This is a genomic window from Prosthecomicrobium pneumaticum (genome assembly GCF_014199915.1).
Classification (GTDB): Bacteria; Pseudomonadota; Alphaproteobacteria; order Rhizobiales; family Kaistiaceae; genus Prosthecomicrobium; species Prosthecomicrobium pneumaticum.
The window spans coordinates 364,203-380,257 of sequence record NZ_JACHOO010000003.1 but is presented as its reverse complement, the minus strand read 5'-3'; the positions used below and the strand labels follow the sequence as shown (position 1 = coordinate 380,257).

Sequence of the window (16,055 nt, the reverse complement as noted above, 5' to 3'; positions counted from 1 at the left end):
ACATGACGCTCGCCCCCCTCCCCCGGCTCATCGTCGAGCCGCTCGTCCGTGCGGCGCTCATCGAGGATCTCGGCCGCGCCGGCGACATCACCACCGAGGCCGTGGTGCCGGCCGACGCCCGCTTCTCGGCGGTGATCGCGAGCCGGCAGAGCGGCGTCGTCGCGGGCACGGACGTCGCCGCGCTCGCCTTCGGCCTCGTCGATCCGGCGCTCCGGGTGATGATCGAACGCGGCGACGGCAGCCCGGTCGCGCCGGGCGACGTGGTGCTCCGGCTCGAAGGGCCGGCGCGCGCCATTCTCACCGCCGAGCGGGTGGCGCTCAATTTCGCGAGCCGGCTGTCGGGGATCGCGAGCGCCACCGCGACGCTCGTCGCCGCGGCCCGGGCGCACGGCCGTGCGCAGGTCGTCTGCACCCGCAAGACGACGCCGGGCATGCGGGCGCTCGAGAAGCACGCCGTGCGGGCCGGCGGCGGCGCGAATCACCGCTTCGGCCTCGACGATGCCGTGCTGATCAAGGACAACCACATCGCCGTCGCGGGCGGGGTGGCGACCGCGATCGCGCGGGCGAAGGCCGGCGTCGGCCATCTCGTCAAGATCGAGGTCGAGGTCGACACGCTCGATCAGCTCGACGAGGCACTGGCGGCCGGGGTCGATGCGGTGCTCCTCGACAATATGGACCCGCGGACCCTCGCCCGCGCCGTCGCGATCGTCGGCGGACGCGCGATCACCGAGGCGTCCGGCCGCATCTCGGCCGAGACGATCGGCGCCGTCGCGGCCTCCGGCGTCGATCTCATTTCGGTCGGCTGGATCACCCACAGCGCCGCCATCCTCGATCTGGGTCTCGACGCGGCGACGGCGTGAGACGATTGATCGATCCGTCTGAAAATCGGCCCCCTCGCCGCCCGTCCTTCCCTGGAAGCGCTCCAATCGCTTGACGTGCGCCGGCTTAAGCCGGACCATTTCCCCCAGCCGGCGTCGGGCTCGATCCCGATCAAGAAAAACGAGAGCGCCGGCGGAGGGAACAATGACGGAATCGATCAAGCTCTATCGGAGCGGATTCGGGCATGTCTCGCTCCTCAACGTCGCGAGCGACTTCGTCACGCACGCCCATGCCGAAGCGCACATCGTGGTCTGGCTCGAGGGGGCGACCGGCGAGATGACGATCGATCGCGAGACGGTGCGGCTCGGGCCGCGGCTCGCTGCCGGCATCAACCCCTTCGCGCCGCACAGCCATGCGCTCGCCCAGGACGGACGGCCGGGCCTCTTCCTCGCCTTCTACATCGATCCGCTCTGGCTCCGGCGGCGGCGCGGCCTCTGCGGCGCCGCGCCGATCTTCATCGAGCCGACGATCGCGCTCGAACCCTGGCTCGCCGGCGCGGCGGAGACCCTCTTCGACACGCTGCGCGACAGCGACGGCACCGACGACCTCACCGCCTATGAGACGGAACGCTTCATCGACAGCGTGCTCGACGCCGCCGATGCGGCGCGCGGCGGGGCGATGCCGGCGGTGCGCGGCACGGCGACGCTCGACTACCGGGTCAGGAAGGCGATCGAGCTGATGCGGGCGAATGTCGCCGAGCGGATCTCCTTCGACCAGATCGCCCGCGCCGTCGGCCTGTCGCGGCCGCATTTCTTCGCCCTCTTCCGCGAACAGATGAACGTCACGCCGAACGTGTTCTGGAACACGCTGCGGATGGAGGAGGCGGTGCGCCGGCTCGACAGCGAAGAGTCGCTGATCTCGGTCGCCTGCGATCTCGGCTTCACATCGCCCGGCAATTTCTCGCGTTTCTTCCGGGATCACGTCGGCGTGCCGCCGACCGTCTATCGCTCGGCGGTGCGGGCCGCCTGAGGACGGCGATTTTCAGACGCATCGATCAGTCGGGAAGACCGATTGATAAGCGCCCGCCCGCCGCCGCCCTAGTCTCGAGACCGAGGACAAGCAAGCGGAGGGCACCATGCCGAAGATCACCGTTTCGAGCGTCATCGACGCGCCCGTCGACGCCGTCTGGGCGCGCATCCGCGATTTCAACGCCCTGCCGAGCTGGCATCCGCGGATGGTCGAGAGCGAGATCGAGGACGGCCTGCCGTCCGACCAGATCGGCTGCGTGCGGAAGTTCAAGATCGTTTCGGGCGCCACCGTCCGCGAGCGGCTGGTCGCCTTCTCCGACGCCGACCGCTCGGTCACCTATGCGATCATCGAAACGCCGCAGCCGATCTCGAACCACGAGGCGACGCTGACCTTGAGGCGGGTGACGGACGGCGACCGGACCTTCGCGGAATGGACCGCCGAGTTCGACGCCCCGGCCGAGGAGGCCGACAAGGTCGCGGCCGGCATGGGGCAGAACGTGTTCCAGGGCGGTTTCGACGCCTTGAAGGCGCATTTCGCGAAAACCTGAGGAGGCGGCGATGGCCCTGACGGTTCGCACCTTCCCCGACACCGGCGCGGCCGCCGCGGCGCTCGCCGCCGCCGGCAGCCGCTATCTCGGTGGCGGCACCCTCGTCGTCCGGCAGGCGAACGAGGGCGACCTCTCCTTCTCGACCTTCGTGCGCTCGACCGACCCGGCGCTGAAGGCCATCGCGGTGGAGGACGGCCGCGTCCGGCTCGGCGCCGGCGTCACCATGGCGGCGATCGCCGCCCATCCGGCGCTCGCCTTCCTCGCCCCGGCGGCGAAGGCGGTCGGCGGCCCCGCGATCCGCAACATGGCGACGGTCGGCGGCAATCTCTTCGCGCCCTCGCCCTATGGCGATCTCGCGACCGCCCTGCTCGCGCTCGACGCGACCGTGACGGTCGGCGGCGCGGCGGTGCCGATCGACCTCTTCCTCGCCGGACGCGAGCGGCACGCCGCCGAGATCGTCGAGGCGGTCGCCTTCGCGGTGCCGGCGGCCGGCGCGTTCCGCTTCCGCAAGGCGAGCCGGGTCAAGCCGAAGGGCGCCGCGGTGGTGACCGTGGCGGCCCTGGTCGCGACGGAAGGCGGCACCGTCACGGCGGCGCGGATCGCGCTCGGCGCGATGGCCGACCGGCCGGTGCGGGCGGAGGCCGCGGAGGCGGCGCTGATCGGCCGGCCGCTCACGGCCGAGGGAATCGCCGAGGCGCTCGCCGCCGCGGGCGACGGGCTCGACCCGCCGACCGACGCGATCGCCAGCGGCTGGTACCGCCGCGCGGTGCTGCCGGTCCATCTCGGCCGGCTGCTCGCCGGCTGAGCATTTCGAAGAGAGCGCGGCGAACGCGCCGTTCGAGGGAGGAGGAAGAGATGGCGAAAGTCCCGGTTCAATTCACGCTCAATGGCAGCGAGAAGGCCGAATTCGTCGAGAGCGGCGCGACGCTGCTCGACGTGCTGCGCGACAAGATCGGCGACACCTCGCCGAAGGCGGGCTGCCGCCAGGGCACCTGCGGCTCCTGCTCGGTGATCGTCGACGGCGAGCTGCGGCTCTCCTGCCTGACGCTCGCCGAGACCTGCGAGGGCGCCTCGATCGTCACCACCGCCGGCCTCGCCGAGGGCGGCGTGCTGCATCCGCTGCAGCGGGCCTTCATGGACGCCTTCGCGACACAATGCGGCTTCTGCACGCCCGGCATGATCATGGCGGCGAAGGCGCTGCTCGACCGCAATCCGGACCCGAGCCGGGACGAGGTGGTCGAGGCGATCGCCGGCAATATCTGCCGCTGCACCGGCTACGAGCCGATCATCGAGGCGGTGCTTTCCGCCGCCCGGTCCAACTCGATCAGCGCGGCGTGAGGATAGGGCGATGAGGGAAACGCATCCGTTCCGTCATCCTCGCGAAGGCGAGGATCCATCAAGCCGGACCGTCCTCTGTTGCATGGATCCCCGCCTTCGCGGGGATGACGGCGCGGCCGCCGCCGGACCTCGCCGAGCGGTCGCCGGGAGGTCGTGATCATGGAACTGCGCAAGACCTATTTCGCCGACGAGCGCAAGGACGACCTGCACGAGATCGGCCAGCCGCGGCCGCGTTCCGACGCGCTCGGCCACGTCACGGGCAAGACCGCCTTCTTCGCCGACCGCAGCTTTCCGGGCATGCTGCACCTCAAGATGGTGCGCAGCCCGCACCACCACGCCCGCATCCGCTCGATCGACACGAGCGCGGCGCAGAAGCATCCCGGTGTCGTGCGCATCCTCACCGCAAAGGACGTGCCGCACAATCTCTACACCATCCTGATCCTGATCCAGGTCGGCCCCGAGGACGAGCACGTGCTCGCGGAGGACAAGGTGCGCTGGAAGGGCGAGGCCGTGGTCGCCGTGCTCGCCGAGACCGAGCGCGCCGCGCAGGAAGCCGCGGCGAAGGTCGAGGTCGATTACGAGGTGCTCGACCCCGTTCTGTCGATCGATGCGGCGCTCGCCCCCGGCGCGCCGATCGTCAACGAGCATCACGGCCGCAACTACTATCTCTATGACAGCGGCGAGGCCCGCAAGGTCCGCTTCGGCGATGTCGAGGCCGGCTTCGCCGCCGCCGACCACATCCTCGAACAGAGCTATGCCTCCGCGCCGATCGAACACGCGCCGACCGAGACGACCGGCTGCATCGTCGTGCCGGAAGGGAGCGGCCGCTTCACCTGCTACACCAACACGCAGGCGATGTTCTTCACGCTCGACAACACCTCGATCATCCTGCAGATGCCCGGCCAGCAATTGCACATGGTCGGCGGCACGGTTGGCGGCGGCTTCGGCGGCAAGGTCGACGTGATCGTCGAGCCGATCGCCATTCTCGGCGCCAAGCTCACCGGGCGGCCGGTCTCCTTCGTCTACAGCCGCGAGGAGGAGATGCAGATCTCCTCGCCGCGCGCCGCCGAGAAGCTCGTCATCAAGGACGGCGTGATGAAGGACGGGCGGATCGTCGCCCGCCATGTGAAGGCCTATATCGACGCCGGCGCCTATTCCCGCCACTCGCCCTACGGGGCGCAGAAATCGGCGGCGCACTTCCCCGGCCCCTATACGATCCCGAATGTCTGGGTCGACAGCCATTGCGTCTATACGAACCGCACGCCCTCCTCGGCGATGCGCGGCTTCGGCGTGACGATCGGCGATTTCGCCCTCGAGGTGCAGATGGACAAGCTCGCCCGGCTGATCGGCATGGATCCGCTCGAGTTCCGCTTCGTCAACGCCTATCGCGACGGCGACATGAAGGCCCACCGTCAGCCGACGGAAGGCGCGGCGCTCGTCGAATGCATGCAGGAGGCGGCCCGCGCGGCGAACTGGCCGATCGACGAACGGTTCATGGCGATGTCGTCGCGCACGAGGGAGGGGCTCTGATGGCGATCCGGCACGGCCGCGGCGTCGCGGCGATCAACTATCCGACCGGCATGAATCTCGGCGGCGACCCGACCCAGGCGCTCGTCCATTCGACGCCGACCGGCAATTTCATGGTCAGCCTGTCGAGCGTCGATCTCGGCCAGGGCATGAAGCAGATCATGGCGCAGATCTGCGCCGAGACGATCGGCGTGCCGACCGAGCGGGTGATCGTCGACACCGCCGACACCGATACCGGCCCGCACTGTATGGGCACCTTCGCCTCGCGCGGCACGCACCGGGCGGGCAATGCGGTCATCCAGGCGGCCCGCGAGGCGCGCCAGGTGATGCTCGAAGTGGCGGCCGAGGCGCTCGAAGTCGACGCCGGCGATCTCGAGACCGACGGCACCGGCAATATCCAGGTGAAGGGCGCGCCTTCGAAGTCGATCTCGATCTTCGACACCGCGCTGATCGCCCATTTCAAGCTCGGCCGCTCGATCTCCGGCCGCGGCATGTTCCTCGTGCCGCGCTCCTATCCGGAGGCCGCGACGGGCGCGATGAAGCCCTCGACCTGCTATGCGCACGCCTGCACCGTCGCCGATGTCGAGGTCGACGACGAGACCGGCGAGGTCACCGTGCTGTCGGTCAAGAACGTATTCGAGATCGGCCGGGCGCTCAATCCGAAGATGGTCGAGCAGCAGCTCGTCGGCGGCTCCTGGATGGGCATCAGCCACGCCCTCTACGAGACCACCGAGCCCTATTACCCGGCGCGCGAGCACGGGCCGACCGACTTCAACGAATATCTGATGCCGGGGCCGGGCGATCTCGCGAAGACCGAGGTGATCGTGCTCGAACGGCCGGCGGCCGATGGGCCCTATGGCGCCAAGGGGCCGGGCGAGATGTGTGCCAATCCGCAGATCCCGGCGATCGCCAATGCGATCTTCGACGCGGTCGGGGTGCGCATCGACACGCTGCCGATCACGCCGGAGCGGATCCTGCGGGCGCTGAAGGCGGACGGCGCGGCGGCGCATCGAGGACGATGAGCGGATCGGTCGAAGACATCGCCGCCTCGCCGGAGGCGGTCGCGGCCCGGCTCGAAGCGGCGCGCTACGTTGCCGACGAAGGCCTCGCGACCGCGATCTTCCTCGCGCTGCGGCTCGGCAAGCCGCTCCTCCTCGAGGGTGCACCGGGTGTCGGCAAGACCGAGGCGGCGAAGGTGATCGCGCAGGCGCTCGGCCGCCGTCTCGTCCGCCTGCAATGCTATGAGGGCATCGACGCGGCGCACGCGCTCTACGAATGGAACTATCCGCGCCAGCTCCTCGCGATCCGGCAGGCCGGCGAGCACGAGATCGACATCTACGATCCGCGCTTCCTGATCGCCCGGCCGCTGCTCGACGTGCTCCAGGCGCCGCAGGAGACCGTGCTGCTCGTCGACGAGATCGACCGTTCCGACCACGAATTCGAGGCGCTGCTGCTCGAATTCCTCTCCGATTTCCAGATCAGCATCCCCGAGCGCGGCACGATCCGGGCCGCGGTGCCGCCGGTGGTGCTCCTCACCTCGAACCGGACGCGCGATCTCGCCGAGGCGCTCAGGCGGCGCTGCGTCTACCATTTCATCGCCTATCCGGATGCCGCCCGCGAGGCGGCGATCATCATGCTGCGGGCGGGGGACGTCGCGGAGCGGACGGCGCGCGCGGTCGCCGCGGCGGTGCGCGAGATCCGCAGCCGGCCGCTCGCCAAGCCGCCCGGCATCGCCGAGGCGGTCGAATGGGCGAATGCCGCGACCGTGCTCGAGAAGGGCGGCAGCCCGTGGCCGGAGGCGTTCCGCCGGGCGATCGGCGTGCTGATCAAGGACGAGGACGACCGGCTCTTCCTCGGCGCCGATCTCGACGCGATCGTCGAGGAGGCGCTCGCATGAACGTTCCGCAGGGCGCCCGTCCGTTCCTCGACTTCGTCCGGCTGCTGCGCCGCTACGGCTTCGCCGTGGCGCCGGAACAGGGCACCGCCTTCATGGCGGCCGTCGCGCTGCTCGGGCCGCGCGACATGGAGGACATAAGGCAGGCGGCGCACGCCACCCTCGCCCCCGCGCCCGACCGCCGGGGCGAATTCGAGACTCTCTTCCGCAGCCACTTCCACGGCGATGTCGCCGCCCCGGTCGCCGGCGAGGACGATGAGGAGACGGCGGTCAAGGACAGCGGCGGCGAGCGCGAGGACCGCGTCGAGCTGATGCGCCGCGAGGAAGGCGGGGCGCTCTCTTCGGCGCGCGAACAGCTCTCGGTCCGCCGTTTCGCGACGGCGGCCGACGATCTCGACCGCTTCCGGCGCGGACTTGCCGCCGCCATGCCGGCGCGCCGCTCCTTCCGCAGCCGGCACGCCCGCCGGCGCGGCACGTTCGACCTGCGCCGGTCGCTGCGGGCGATCGTCGCCGCGGATGGCGACCTGCCGCGCCCGCTCTTCCGCCGCCGCGCCGTCGTGCCGCGCAAGCTCCTGCTGCTCGTCGACGTCTCCGGCTCGATGAAGCGCCATACCGAGGATTATCTCGCCGTCGCGCATGCCGCAGTACAGGCGCTCGACCGTGTCGAGGTGTTCACGCTCGGCACGCGGCTGACCCGGATCACGCCGGCGCTCGCCGTCGCCGACCGCGGCATGGCGCTCGATCGTGCCGCCGCGACGGTGGAGGACTGGGACGGCGGCACGCGGCTCGGCCCGACGCTCCTCGCCTTCCTCTCCGTGCCGCGCTTCGCCGCCTTCGCCCGCGGCGCGGCGGTCGTGCTCCTCTCCGACGCGCTCGAGCGCGGCGATCCGGCGGAACTCGCGCTCGCCACGCGGCGGCTCTCCGCCCGCGCCTTCCGCCTCTCGCTCGCCACCCCGCTCGCCGGCGATCCCCGCTACCGGCCGCAGACGGCCGCCCTTGCGGCGATCCTGCCGCTCCTCGACGATCTCGTCGACGGGGCCTCGATCGCCGCACTCACCCGTTTCATCCTCGCGCTCGGCCGAACCGCGCCCTCGGCCACAGCGGTCTGGCGGAGGGCCAGTTGATGCAGAAGGCGATCGATTCCCACTTCCATATCTGGCGGCAGGTCGACCTGCCCTGGCTCGTCGGGCCGATGGTGCCGCGCATCTTCGGGCCCTATGAGCCGATCCGCCGCGACTATCCGATCGAGGAGTTCCTCGCCGACCAGGCGGGCTCGGGCGTCGAGAAGGCGGTCTATGTCCAGACCAACTGGGCGAAGGCCGACTTCGAGAAGGAGGTCGCCTGGGTCTCGAAGACGGCGGAGGAGACCGGCTGGCCTCACGCGATCGTCGGCTATGCCGACATGACGGTCGACGACGTGCGGCCGCAGCTCGACCGGCTCGCCGCCTATCCGCTGCTGCGCGGCGTGCGCATGCAGCTCCACTGGCACGACTTCGCCGAATACCGCTTCGCCCCCTCGGCCGACCAGGTGCTCGATCCGAAGGTGCGGGCGAATGTCGCCCGGCTGAAGGAGTATGGCCTTTCCTTCGACCTGCAGCTCTTCCCGGCGCAGATGAAGGACGGCGCGACGCTCGTGGGCGAGAACCCCGACATCCCCTTCATCCTCACCCATACCGGCATGCTGCTCGACCTCTCGCCGGAGGAGACCGAGCTCTGGGAGGAGGGTCTCGGCCATCTGGCGCCGTTCCCGAACCTGACCGCGAAGCTCTCCGGCCTCGGCACCTTCATCCACCGCAACAGCCCGGACCTGATCGGCCATGTCGTCGACCGCGGCATCGCCCTGCTCGGCGCCGACCGGCTGATGTTCGGCTCCAACTTCCCGATCGAGAAGCTGTGGACGCGCCATGCCGATCTGATCGGCGCGCACCGCGCCGCGGTGGCGAAGCATGGGGCCGAGGCCGAGGCGGCGATCTTCTGGGAGACGGCGGCGCGGGTCTACCGGCCGGTCTGACGGACCCGGAGCGCCCGAGGGTCCCCGCTCGCGCAATTCCGGCTCAGTGGCCGGAATTGCGCAGGAATTCGGCGAGGCGGGCGCTGCGGGCGGCACCGAAGATCTCGGAGGGCGGCCCCTCCTCGGCGATCCGGCCCTTCTCCATGAAGACGATGCGGTCCGACACCTCGCGGGCGAAGCGCATCTCGTGCGTGACGATGAGGAGGGTCGCGCCGTCCGCGGCAATCCGCCGGATGACGGAGAGGACCTCCTGGACCAGTTCCGGGTCGAGCGCCGAGGTGATCTCGTCGAGGAGCACGAGCTTCGGGTTCATGGCGAGCGCGCGGGCGATCGCGACGCGCTGCTGCTGGCCGCCGGACAGCTGGCTCGGCACATTGTCGAGCCGGTTGCCGAGCCCGACCCGGTTGAGCCAGTCGGCGGCGAGCGTGCGCGCCTCGTCCTTCGCCATGCGGCGCACCTTGCGCAGGCCGAGCATGACATTGCCGAGCGCCGAGAGGTGCGGGAAGAGATTGAAGCTCTGGAACACCATGCCGGTCATGGCGCGCTGGCGCGACAGTTCGGCATCGCGCAGCCGGCGCCGCCGGCCGCCCGCCTCACCATAGCCGATCGTCTCGCCGTCGAGCACGATGGCGCCGCCCTGGAACTCCTCGAGCAGGTTGACGCAGCGCAGCAAGGTCGTCTTGCCCGAGCCCGACGAGCCGATGATCGTCACCACTTCGCTCGGTCGGACCGCGAGATCGACGCCCTTCAGCACCTCGACATCGCCGAAGCTCTTCTTGAGACCCCTGATCTCGAGCAGCGGGCGGGCGGCGGCATCCGACATCAGCGTGTCCCCAGACGGCGTTCGATGGTGCGGCCGATCGTGTCGAGCACGACGTTGACGAGGAGATAGGCGAGGCCGGCGAAGACGTAGAACTGGATCGTCATGAAGTTCCGGCCGATCACTTCCTGGGTGCGCAGCAGCAGTTCGCCGACGCCGATCATCGACAGGAGGCTCGACCCCTTGATCAGCTCGACGCCGGTATTGATCCAGGGCGGCAGCGCCATGCGCACCGCCTGGGGCAGGAGCACATGGGCGAGGAGCTGCGGAAAGGTGAGGCCGATCGCCCTTCCGGCTTCCGCCTGGCCCGGCGGGATCGCCTGCAGCGCACCGCGCAGCAATTCGCCGATGTGGGCCCCGGCGAAGAGCGCGAGAGCGAGCACGCCCGCCTGCGTCGCGCTGAGCGACAGGCCGAGCACGGCCGGGATGTAGAAGGCGGCGAGGATGAGCACCAGCACCGGCGTGCCGCGCATCACGTCGACATAGACGACGAAGGGCAGCCGCGCGAGCTTCGGGGCGAAGACGAGGCTGATGCCGACCACCGCGCCGACGAGCGTGCCGAGCACGATCGCCGCGACCGAAATGCCGATCGTCAGCAGGAAGCCGTCGAAGAGCGGCCAGCGGGCGATCCAGAGCTGCGCGAGAAAGGCGTCCATCGGCCGCTCAGAACTTCGGGAAGCGCCGCTCGAGGCGGCGAAGGAGGAAGGCGATGGTGAAGCAGGCGGCGATGTAGAGCCCGCTCGCCACCGTCCAGGTCTCGACGACCCGGAAGGTGTCGACGTTGATCTTGCGCGCCTCGAAGGTCAGTTCGGGGATGGCGATCGCCGCGGCGATCGAGGAATCCTTGAACATGCCGATGAAGGTGTTGCCGAGCGAGGGCAGGACGTTGCGCAGCATCACCGGCGCGACGACATGGAGATTGGTCTGCAGCCGGGTGAGGCCGATCGCCCGCGCCGCCTCGACGATGCCCTTCGGCACGGAGAGGAGGCCGGCCCGGAACACCTCGGTCAGATAGGCGCCGGAATAGAGCGCCAGAGACGCGATGAAGCTCTCGTATTTGTCGAGCCGGATACCGGCGGACGGCAGCGCGAAATAGGCGAGCAGGACGAGAACGAGAAGCGGGGTATTGCGGATGATGAGCACGTAGAACCCGCTCACCATCCGCAGCAGGCGCAACTTCGAGACGCTCGCGAAGGCGGAAAGAATGCCGAGGAGGCAGCCGATCGCCACCGCCGCGACGGCGAGGCCGAGGCCGATGGCGAGCCCCGACAACAGCTTGTCGAAGCTCGCCCAGACGGCGCCGAAATGCAGCGCGTAGTTCACGCGGCCTCGCCGGTCGGCTCTAGCGCAGCTCGGCCGGGAAGCCGATCGTCGGCTCCGCCGGCGAGGTGCCGAACCACTTCTCGTAGGCCGCCTTGTAGACCGGGAACTGGGTGCCGGTCATCGCTTCGCGGAGCGCCACATTGACGAAGTTCAGCCAGTCCGGGTCGCCCTGCTTGACGATGCAGCCATAGCTCTGCGGGTTCCAGCTGTAGCCGGAGTCGACGTAACGATCCGGGTTCTGCTTCATGTAATAGAGGAGCGACGAGGAATCGGTGGCCGCCGCATCGGCGCGGCCGGAGTTGAGCGCCTGATACATGAGATCGACGCTCTCGAACTGGTCGACGGTCGCCTCGGGGAGCGCGGCGTGGACCATGTCCTCGGCGAAGACGTTCTGCAGCACGGAGACGGTGACGGCGCTGCCGGCGGCCTTCATCGCCTCGTAGTTCGCGTATTTGCCGCCCTTCACCAGCATCAGGCTGACGCCCTCGCGGTAATAGGGGATGGTGAAGGCGACCTGCTGCGCACGCGCCGCCGTGATCGTCACGAACTGGCAGGTGATGTCGACCTTGTCGGTGACGATGTTCGGGATGCGAGCGTCCGACGCCTGGTTGACGAACTCGATCTTGGTGGGATCGTCGAACAGGCCGGCGGCGACGATCTTCGCCATCTCGATGTCGAAGCCGACGAGCTCGTTCGATTCGTCGCGGAAATGCCAGGGCGGGTTGGTGCTGCCGGTGCCGACGATCAGCTTGCCGCGGCTCAGCACCTCCTGCAGCTTGCCCTCGGCCGAGGCGGTCCCGGCGAAGGCGACGGCGAGCGACAGGGCCCCGAAGCCCGCGGCGATGGTCTTGGCAATGTTGCGCATTTTCCCCTCTGTGCTGCACGGATCCGCGCGCTGCGGCCGTCCCTGATCGTCGGCCTCTGCCCATCCGACGGTCAGGTCGGGGCGTGCCTGTTTCTTGAGCCTCCTCCGCCGGCGGCTCCGTTTCAAGGCGAGGATGTTTCGCCCTGCGGAAAAAGTGCCGGCGGCGGCGTTCAGAGGATGCCGCGCGCCCTGAGCACGCGGGCGGCGTCCTCGACGGCGTCGAGCGTCGCGTCGATCACCGCGTCGTCATGGGTCGACGACAGGAACCAGGCGCCGCGTTCGAGCGCCCGCACGCCCCGCTCGAGCAGTGCGGTGGTGAAGGCGACATAGGCCTTCTTGTCGGAGCGGGCGAGGTCGCGATAGTTCCGCGCCGGGGCGTCGAGCCCGAAAGCGACGTGGAAGATCGCCGGATAGCCGGTGACCACCGCCCGCACCCCGGCCGCCTCGAAGCGGGCGCGCATGCCCTCCATCAGCCGGGCCCCCGCCCGTTCGATGCCGGCATAGAGATCGGGCGTCAGCGCGCGGAGCGTCGCGACCGTCGCGGCCATGGAGAGGAGCTGGGCGTTGTAGGTGCCGCCGTGCACGACGCCGCCGGTCGCGACGAGATCGAGAATGTCGGCCCGGCCGGCCACCGCCGCGACGGGAAAGCCGTTGGCGATCGCCTTGCCGAAGGTGGCGAGATCGGGCGTGACGCCGAAATGGCCTTGCGCCCCGCCGGCGCCGAGCCGGAAGCCGGTGATCACCTCGTCGAAGATCAGCACCGTGCCGGCCGCCGAACAGGCGGCGCGGACGCCCTCGAGATAGCCATCGGCCGGGCGGATGGCGCCCGCATTGCACATCGTCGCCTCCATGATCACGGCGGCGACATCCCCCTGGGCGAGCCGGGCCTCGACGAGGGCGAGGTCGTTCCAGGGCAGCACCTCGATGCCATAGGCCGCCTCGCCGAGCTGGCCGCGGCTGCCCGAGACCGGGACCGGATGATCGGCCGGGCCGGCCGCGTCGGGCGGCGGCGCGGTCGACCACAGCACATTGTCGAACCAGCCGTGATAATGGCCTTCGAACTTCAGCACGACGCGCCGGCCGGTGGCGGCGCGGGCGAGCCGGATCGCCGCCTGATCGGCCTCGGAGCCGGAGGACGCGAAGCGGATCCGCTCGGCGCAGGGCACGAACTCGCAGACGAGCCGCGCCGCCTCCGTCTCGAGATCGGACTGGCCGCCGAAGAGGATGCCCCTCTCCATCGCGGCGGAGACCGCGTCCACCACCCCCTGCGGCCGGTGGCCGAGGATCATCGGCCCCATGCCGAGATAGTAGTCGATCAACCGGTTGCCATCGACGTCGAAGAGATAGGGCCCGTCGGCACGCTCGAAGACGAGCGGCGTCGGGGCGATGTTCATCCGGAAATTGCTGTTGACGCCGCCGGCGATGACCGCCGCATTGTCCCGGATGCGGCGGGCGGATTCCGCGAACGACAGGGGGGCCGGCGTCTCGGCGGTGGCGGATGGGGCGGTCACGGGGCCTCTCTCCCTTGCATCTCTCGGCCGCAAGGAGGCCAGAGCCGGCGTTTCATGTAAACACGGCCTTGTTTCGCGAGGCGGAAAAACGCAAAGCTGCCTGCGGGTGGCGAGGGGAAGCCGATGGATGCGGACGAGCGTTATATCGTCGGGCCGGTGATGAAGGCGCTGAAGGTGCTCGACGCGATCGCCGAGAAGGGCCATCCCGTCTCGCTGACCACGGTCGCGGCCGAACTCGGCCTGCCGAAGACCAGCACCTTCCGCTATCTGCGGACGCTGAGCGCCGCCGGCTTCGCGAGCTACGACCCGGCGAGCGACCGCTATGCGGTGGGCACCCGGTTCCGGGCGCTCGCAACCGCCGACAAGAGCATCCAGCGCCTGCGCGCCCTCGCTCTACCCGCGCTCGCCGCGCTCAATCGCGAATTCAACGAGACGATCAATCTCGCGGTGATCGCCGACCACCAGGTCGCCTATATCGACATTCTCGAATCGACCCGGGCACTGCGCATGCAGGCGCGGGTCGGTAGCCGCGATCCGCTCCATTCCACCGCGCTCGGCAAGGCGATGCTCGCCCACCTGCCGGTCGAGGAGCGCGGCGCCCTCCTGTCGCACGCCTTGGCGCAGAGGACGCTGCGGACGATCACCGAATTGCGGGTGATCGAACGGCAATTGCAGGAGGTGGCGCGCACCGGCGTGGCGATCGAGATCGGCGAGAACGAGGAGGGCACGATGTGCATCGGCGTCGCCATCCTCGACGAAGGGCGGCGTCCGCTCGCCGCGATCAGCCTGTCGGCGCCGGAGCGGCGGATCACCGATCCCTTGCGCGAGCGCGTCGTCGCCCGGCTGAAGGAGGCCGCGGCGGCGATCTCGGAAGGGCTGCTGCAGCCCTGACCGCGGGCGAGACGGGACGGCTCGAGCCTGCGCGATCAATCGCTGTGGCGCGGTGCGATCAGCCGGTGGAGCGGCCGGCGGACCCGGGCCGGCAGGGCGAAATAGGTCTCGACGAGGGCCGGCCGCAGCAATCCGTGCCAAAAGGCGAGATAGAGCCGGCCGCGCAGCGTGAGGGGCACGGCGATATCCCGGATCGGCGTCGCATCGGCCGTCCAGGCGCGCTTGTGCGGGCCGTCCGGGGCGAGCAGGTCGGCGACCGCGACACCACGCTCGATCAGCGTCTTCAGCACCTCCTCGCGGTGGATCCGGCCGGGGCTGAAGCCGTCGAAGCGCGGATCGCGGGCGGTCAGATAGGCGTAATAGCGGCCGCGATGGACGAAGCCCCATTCGAGCGCCAGCGCCATCTCCCCGGCGTGCAGCCCGCTCGCCAGGATCGCGATGCGGCCCGCGGCGCCGGCTTCTGCAACGCGGCCGACAAAGGCCCGGAAGCCCGGATCGGCGAAGGCGGTGGAGGTGAGGCCCTCGGCCGCCAACCGGGCGCTGCGGCCGGCAAAGCTCGCATCGAGCATAGCCGGCAGCGCCTCGGCGGCAAAGACGCGCTGGTCGAGCGGCCCGAGCGCGGCGGCCCGGTTGCGGGCGTTGCGGACATTCTTGCGGATACGGGCCGGCAGGCCGCGCCGGAACGCCTCGAAACCGCGTTCCGGATGGAGCGCAACGGCCCGCGCGGCTTCCGGCCGGCCGACGGGGAAGCCGCGCCTCGCGAGCGCCGGCCGCTCCGGCGCATCGGCGCGCAGCTTGCGCAGGAGGAGCCCGTCGATGCCATGCCCGCGCAGAGCGGCGAGCACGGCATCGACCACCGCATGGGCATCCTCGCCCGCATCGACCAGCAGGCCGCCATATTGACCGAAGGGCGCGCCGAGATCGACCGCGAGCACCAGCGGCCCGCAGCGCAGCCGCTTGAGCGGGGCGACCGCGACGAGCCGTCCGGCGCGACGGAGCGCGACGACGAGGAAGGTCGTTCCGGCGGCCGCGAAATGGCGCGCCGCCTCGATCGACCAGGCGGCCGACTGGAAGAAGGCCGGATGTTCGCTCCGCGCCTCGAGGGACCGCCAGTCCGCCGCGAGCGCCTCGATCCCGTCGAGCGTGTCGAGGAGGCTGACGGCGAGAGCATCGGAGCCGGCCGCTGCCGCAGCGACGGCGCACCGCGCGGCGCCGCCCGCCGCGAAGCCATCGGCCGTCATTGAGGACGATCGCGCCGTCGTCATCCGCTCGCCATTCGGGTCGGGGGTCGGAAGTGCGGCGAGTTTCGCATCATCGGCAGCCCGTCGCGCCCCTTATCGGAAGAAACCCGCGGTCATGGTAAACCATCCGCCGCTCGGGGCGCACCGCGCACGACGAGACGGGTTGCCGCGGCCGCCGCGAAATGCCACTCCTCGCGCGGGAAACGTCTCAATCTTCCTCGGTTCGGCCGCTTCATCAA

The 16,055-nt window shown here is 70.1% G+C and carries 17 protein-coding genes; 11 read left to right on the top strand and 6 right to left on the bottom strand.

Annotated features, from left to right (window positions below):
* Positions 1-2: 2 nt before the first annotated feature.
* The 10 genes from nadC to GGQ63_RS08870 all read left to right on the top strand — a co-directional run bounded on the left by nadC (position 3) and on the right by GGQ63_RS08870 (position 9,165).
* A complete protein-coding gene (gene nadC / locus GGQ63_RS08915) occupies positions 3-860 on the top strand; it encodes a carboxylating nicotinate-nucleotide diphosphorylase (RefSeq protein WP_183854816.1) in 858 nt (285 codons plus the stop codon).
* Positions 861-1,023: 163 nt separating this feature from the next.
* The gene (locus tag GGQ63_RS08910; protein WP_183854815.1) at positions 1,024-1,848 is read left to right on the top strand and encodes a helix-turn-helix domain-containing protein; all 825 of its coding nucleotides are present in this window, start codon (positions 1,024-1,026) and stop codon (positions 1,846-1,848) included.
* 106 nt (positions 1,849-1,954) lie between these two features.
* Complete coding sequence (locus GGQ63_RS08905) at positions 1,955-2,395, top strand: SRPBCC family protein (RefSeq protein ID WP_183854812.1); 441 nt, start codon at positions 1,955-1,957, stop codon at positions 2,393-2,395.
* Between the two features lie 10 nt (positions 2,396-2,405).
* Positions 2,406-3,200, top strand: a complete 795-nt coding sequence (locus GGQ63_RS08900; RefSeq protein WP_183854810.1) for an FAD binding domain-containing protein — start codon at positions 2,406-2,408, stop codon at positions 3,198-3,200.
* A 50-nt stretch (positions 3,201-3,250) separates the two neighbouring features.
* A complete protein-coding gene (locus GGQ63_RS08895; protein ID WP_183854808.1) occupies positions 3,251-3,733 on the top strand; it encodes a (2Fe-2S)-binding protein in 483 nt (160 codons plus the stop codon).
* 159 nt (positions 3,734-3,892) lie between these two features.
* The gene (locus tag GGQ63_RS22215; RefSeq protein WP_183854806.1) at positions 3,893-5,263 is read left to right on the top strand and encodes a xanthine dehydrogenase family protein molybdopterin-binding subunit; all 1,371 of its coding nucleotides are present in this window, start codon (positions 3,893-3,895) and stop codon (positions 5,261-5,263) included.
* A complete protein-coding gene (locus tag GGQ63_RS22210; protein ID WP_183854803.1) occupies positions 5,263-6,282 on the top strand; it encodes a xanthine dehydrogenase family protein molybdopterin-binding subunit in 1,020 nt (339 codons plus the stop codon). Before GGQ63_RS22215 ends, GGQ63_RS22210 begins: the two co-directional genes overlap by 1 nt.
* Positions 6,279-7,157, top strand: coding sequence for an AAA family ATPase (locus GGQ63_RS08880; protein ID WP_183854801.1), 879 nt, complete (start codon positions 6,279-6,281; stop codon positions 7,155-7,157). Before GGQ63_RS22210 ends, GGQ63_RS08880 begins: the two co-directional genes overlap by 4 nt.
* A complete protein-coding gene (locus tag GGQ63_RS08875; RefSeq protein WP_183854799.1) occupies positions 7,154-8,278 on the top strand; it encodes a VWA domain-containing protein in 1,125 nt (374 codons plus the stop codon). Before GGQ63_RS08880 ends, GGQ63_RS08875 begins: the two co-directional genes overlap by 4 nt.
* Positions 8,278-9,165 (top strand): amidohydrolase family protein, encoded by an 888-nt coding sequence (locus tag GGQ63_RS08870; protein WP_183854797.1) that lies wholly within the window; start codon positions 8,278-8,280, stop codon positions 9,163-9,165. Before GGQ63_RS08875 ends, GGQ63_RS08870 begins: the two co-directional genes overlap by 1 nt.
* 43 nt (positions 9,166-9,208) lie before the next feature.
* On the opposite strand, the gene GGQ63_RS08865 is transcribed toward GGQ63_RS08870, so the two are convergent.
* The 5 genes from GGQ63_RS08865 to GGQ63_RS08845 form a co-directional block, all read right to left on the bottom strand.
* A complete protein-coding gene (locus GGQ63_RS08865; protein WP_183854795.1) occupies positions 9,209-9,988 on the bottom strand; it encodes an amino acid ABC transporter ATP-binding protein in 780 nt (259 codons plus the stop codon).
* Positions 9,988-10,641: an amino acid ABC transporter permease gene (locus GGQ63_RS08860; RefSeq protein WP_183854793.1), complete on the bottom strand. Its 654-nt coding sequence runs from the start codon at positions 10,639-10,641 to the stop codon at positions 9,988-9,990. Before GGQ63_RS08860 ends, GGQ63_RS08865 begins: the two co-directional genes overlap by 1 nt.
* Positions 10,642-10,648: 7 nt before the next feature.
* Positions 10,649-11,308, bottom strand: a complete 660-nt coding sequence (locus tag GGQ63_RS08855; RefSeq protein ID WP_183854791.1) for an ABC transporter permease subunit — start codon at positions 11,306-11,308, stop codon at positions 10,649-10,651.
* A 19-nt stretch (positions 11,309-11,327) separates the two neighbouring features.
* Positions 11,328-12,173, bottom strand: coding sequence for a transporter substrate-binding protein (locus GGQ63_RS08850; RefSeq protein WP_183854789.1), 846 nt, complete (start codon positions 12,171-12,173; stop codon positions 11,328-11,330).
* A 170-nt stretch (positions 12,174-12,343) separates the two neighbouring features.
* A complete protein-coding gene (locus tag GGQ63_RS08845; protein ID WP_343061119.1) occupies positions 12,344-13,684 on the bottom strand; it encodes an aspartate aminotransferase family protein in 1,341 nt (446 codons plus the stop codon).
* A gap of 123 nt (positions 13,685-13,807) precedes the next feature.
* On the opposite strand from GGQ63_RS08845, the gene GGQ63_RS08840 reads away from it, so the two are divergent.
* On the top strand, positions 13,808-14,575 hold the full coding sequence (locus tag GGQ63_RS08840) for an IclR family transcriptional regulator (RefSeq protein ID WP_183854787.1): 768 nt from the start codon (positions 13,808-13,810) through the stop codon (positions 14,573-14,575).
* A gap of 35 nt (positions 14,576-14,610) precedes the next feature.
* Here the strand turns inward: GGQ63_RS08840 and GGQ63_RS08835 are convergent, their stop codons facing one another.
* Entirely contained in the window at positions 14,611-15,816 is a 1,206-nt protein-coding gene (locus tag GGQ63_RS08835; protein WP_183854785.1) for a GNAT family N-acetyltransferase, read from the bottom strand.
* Positions 15,817-16,055: the final 239 nt, after the last annotated feature.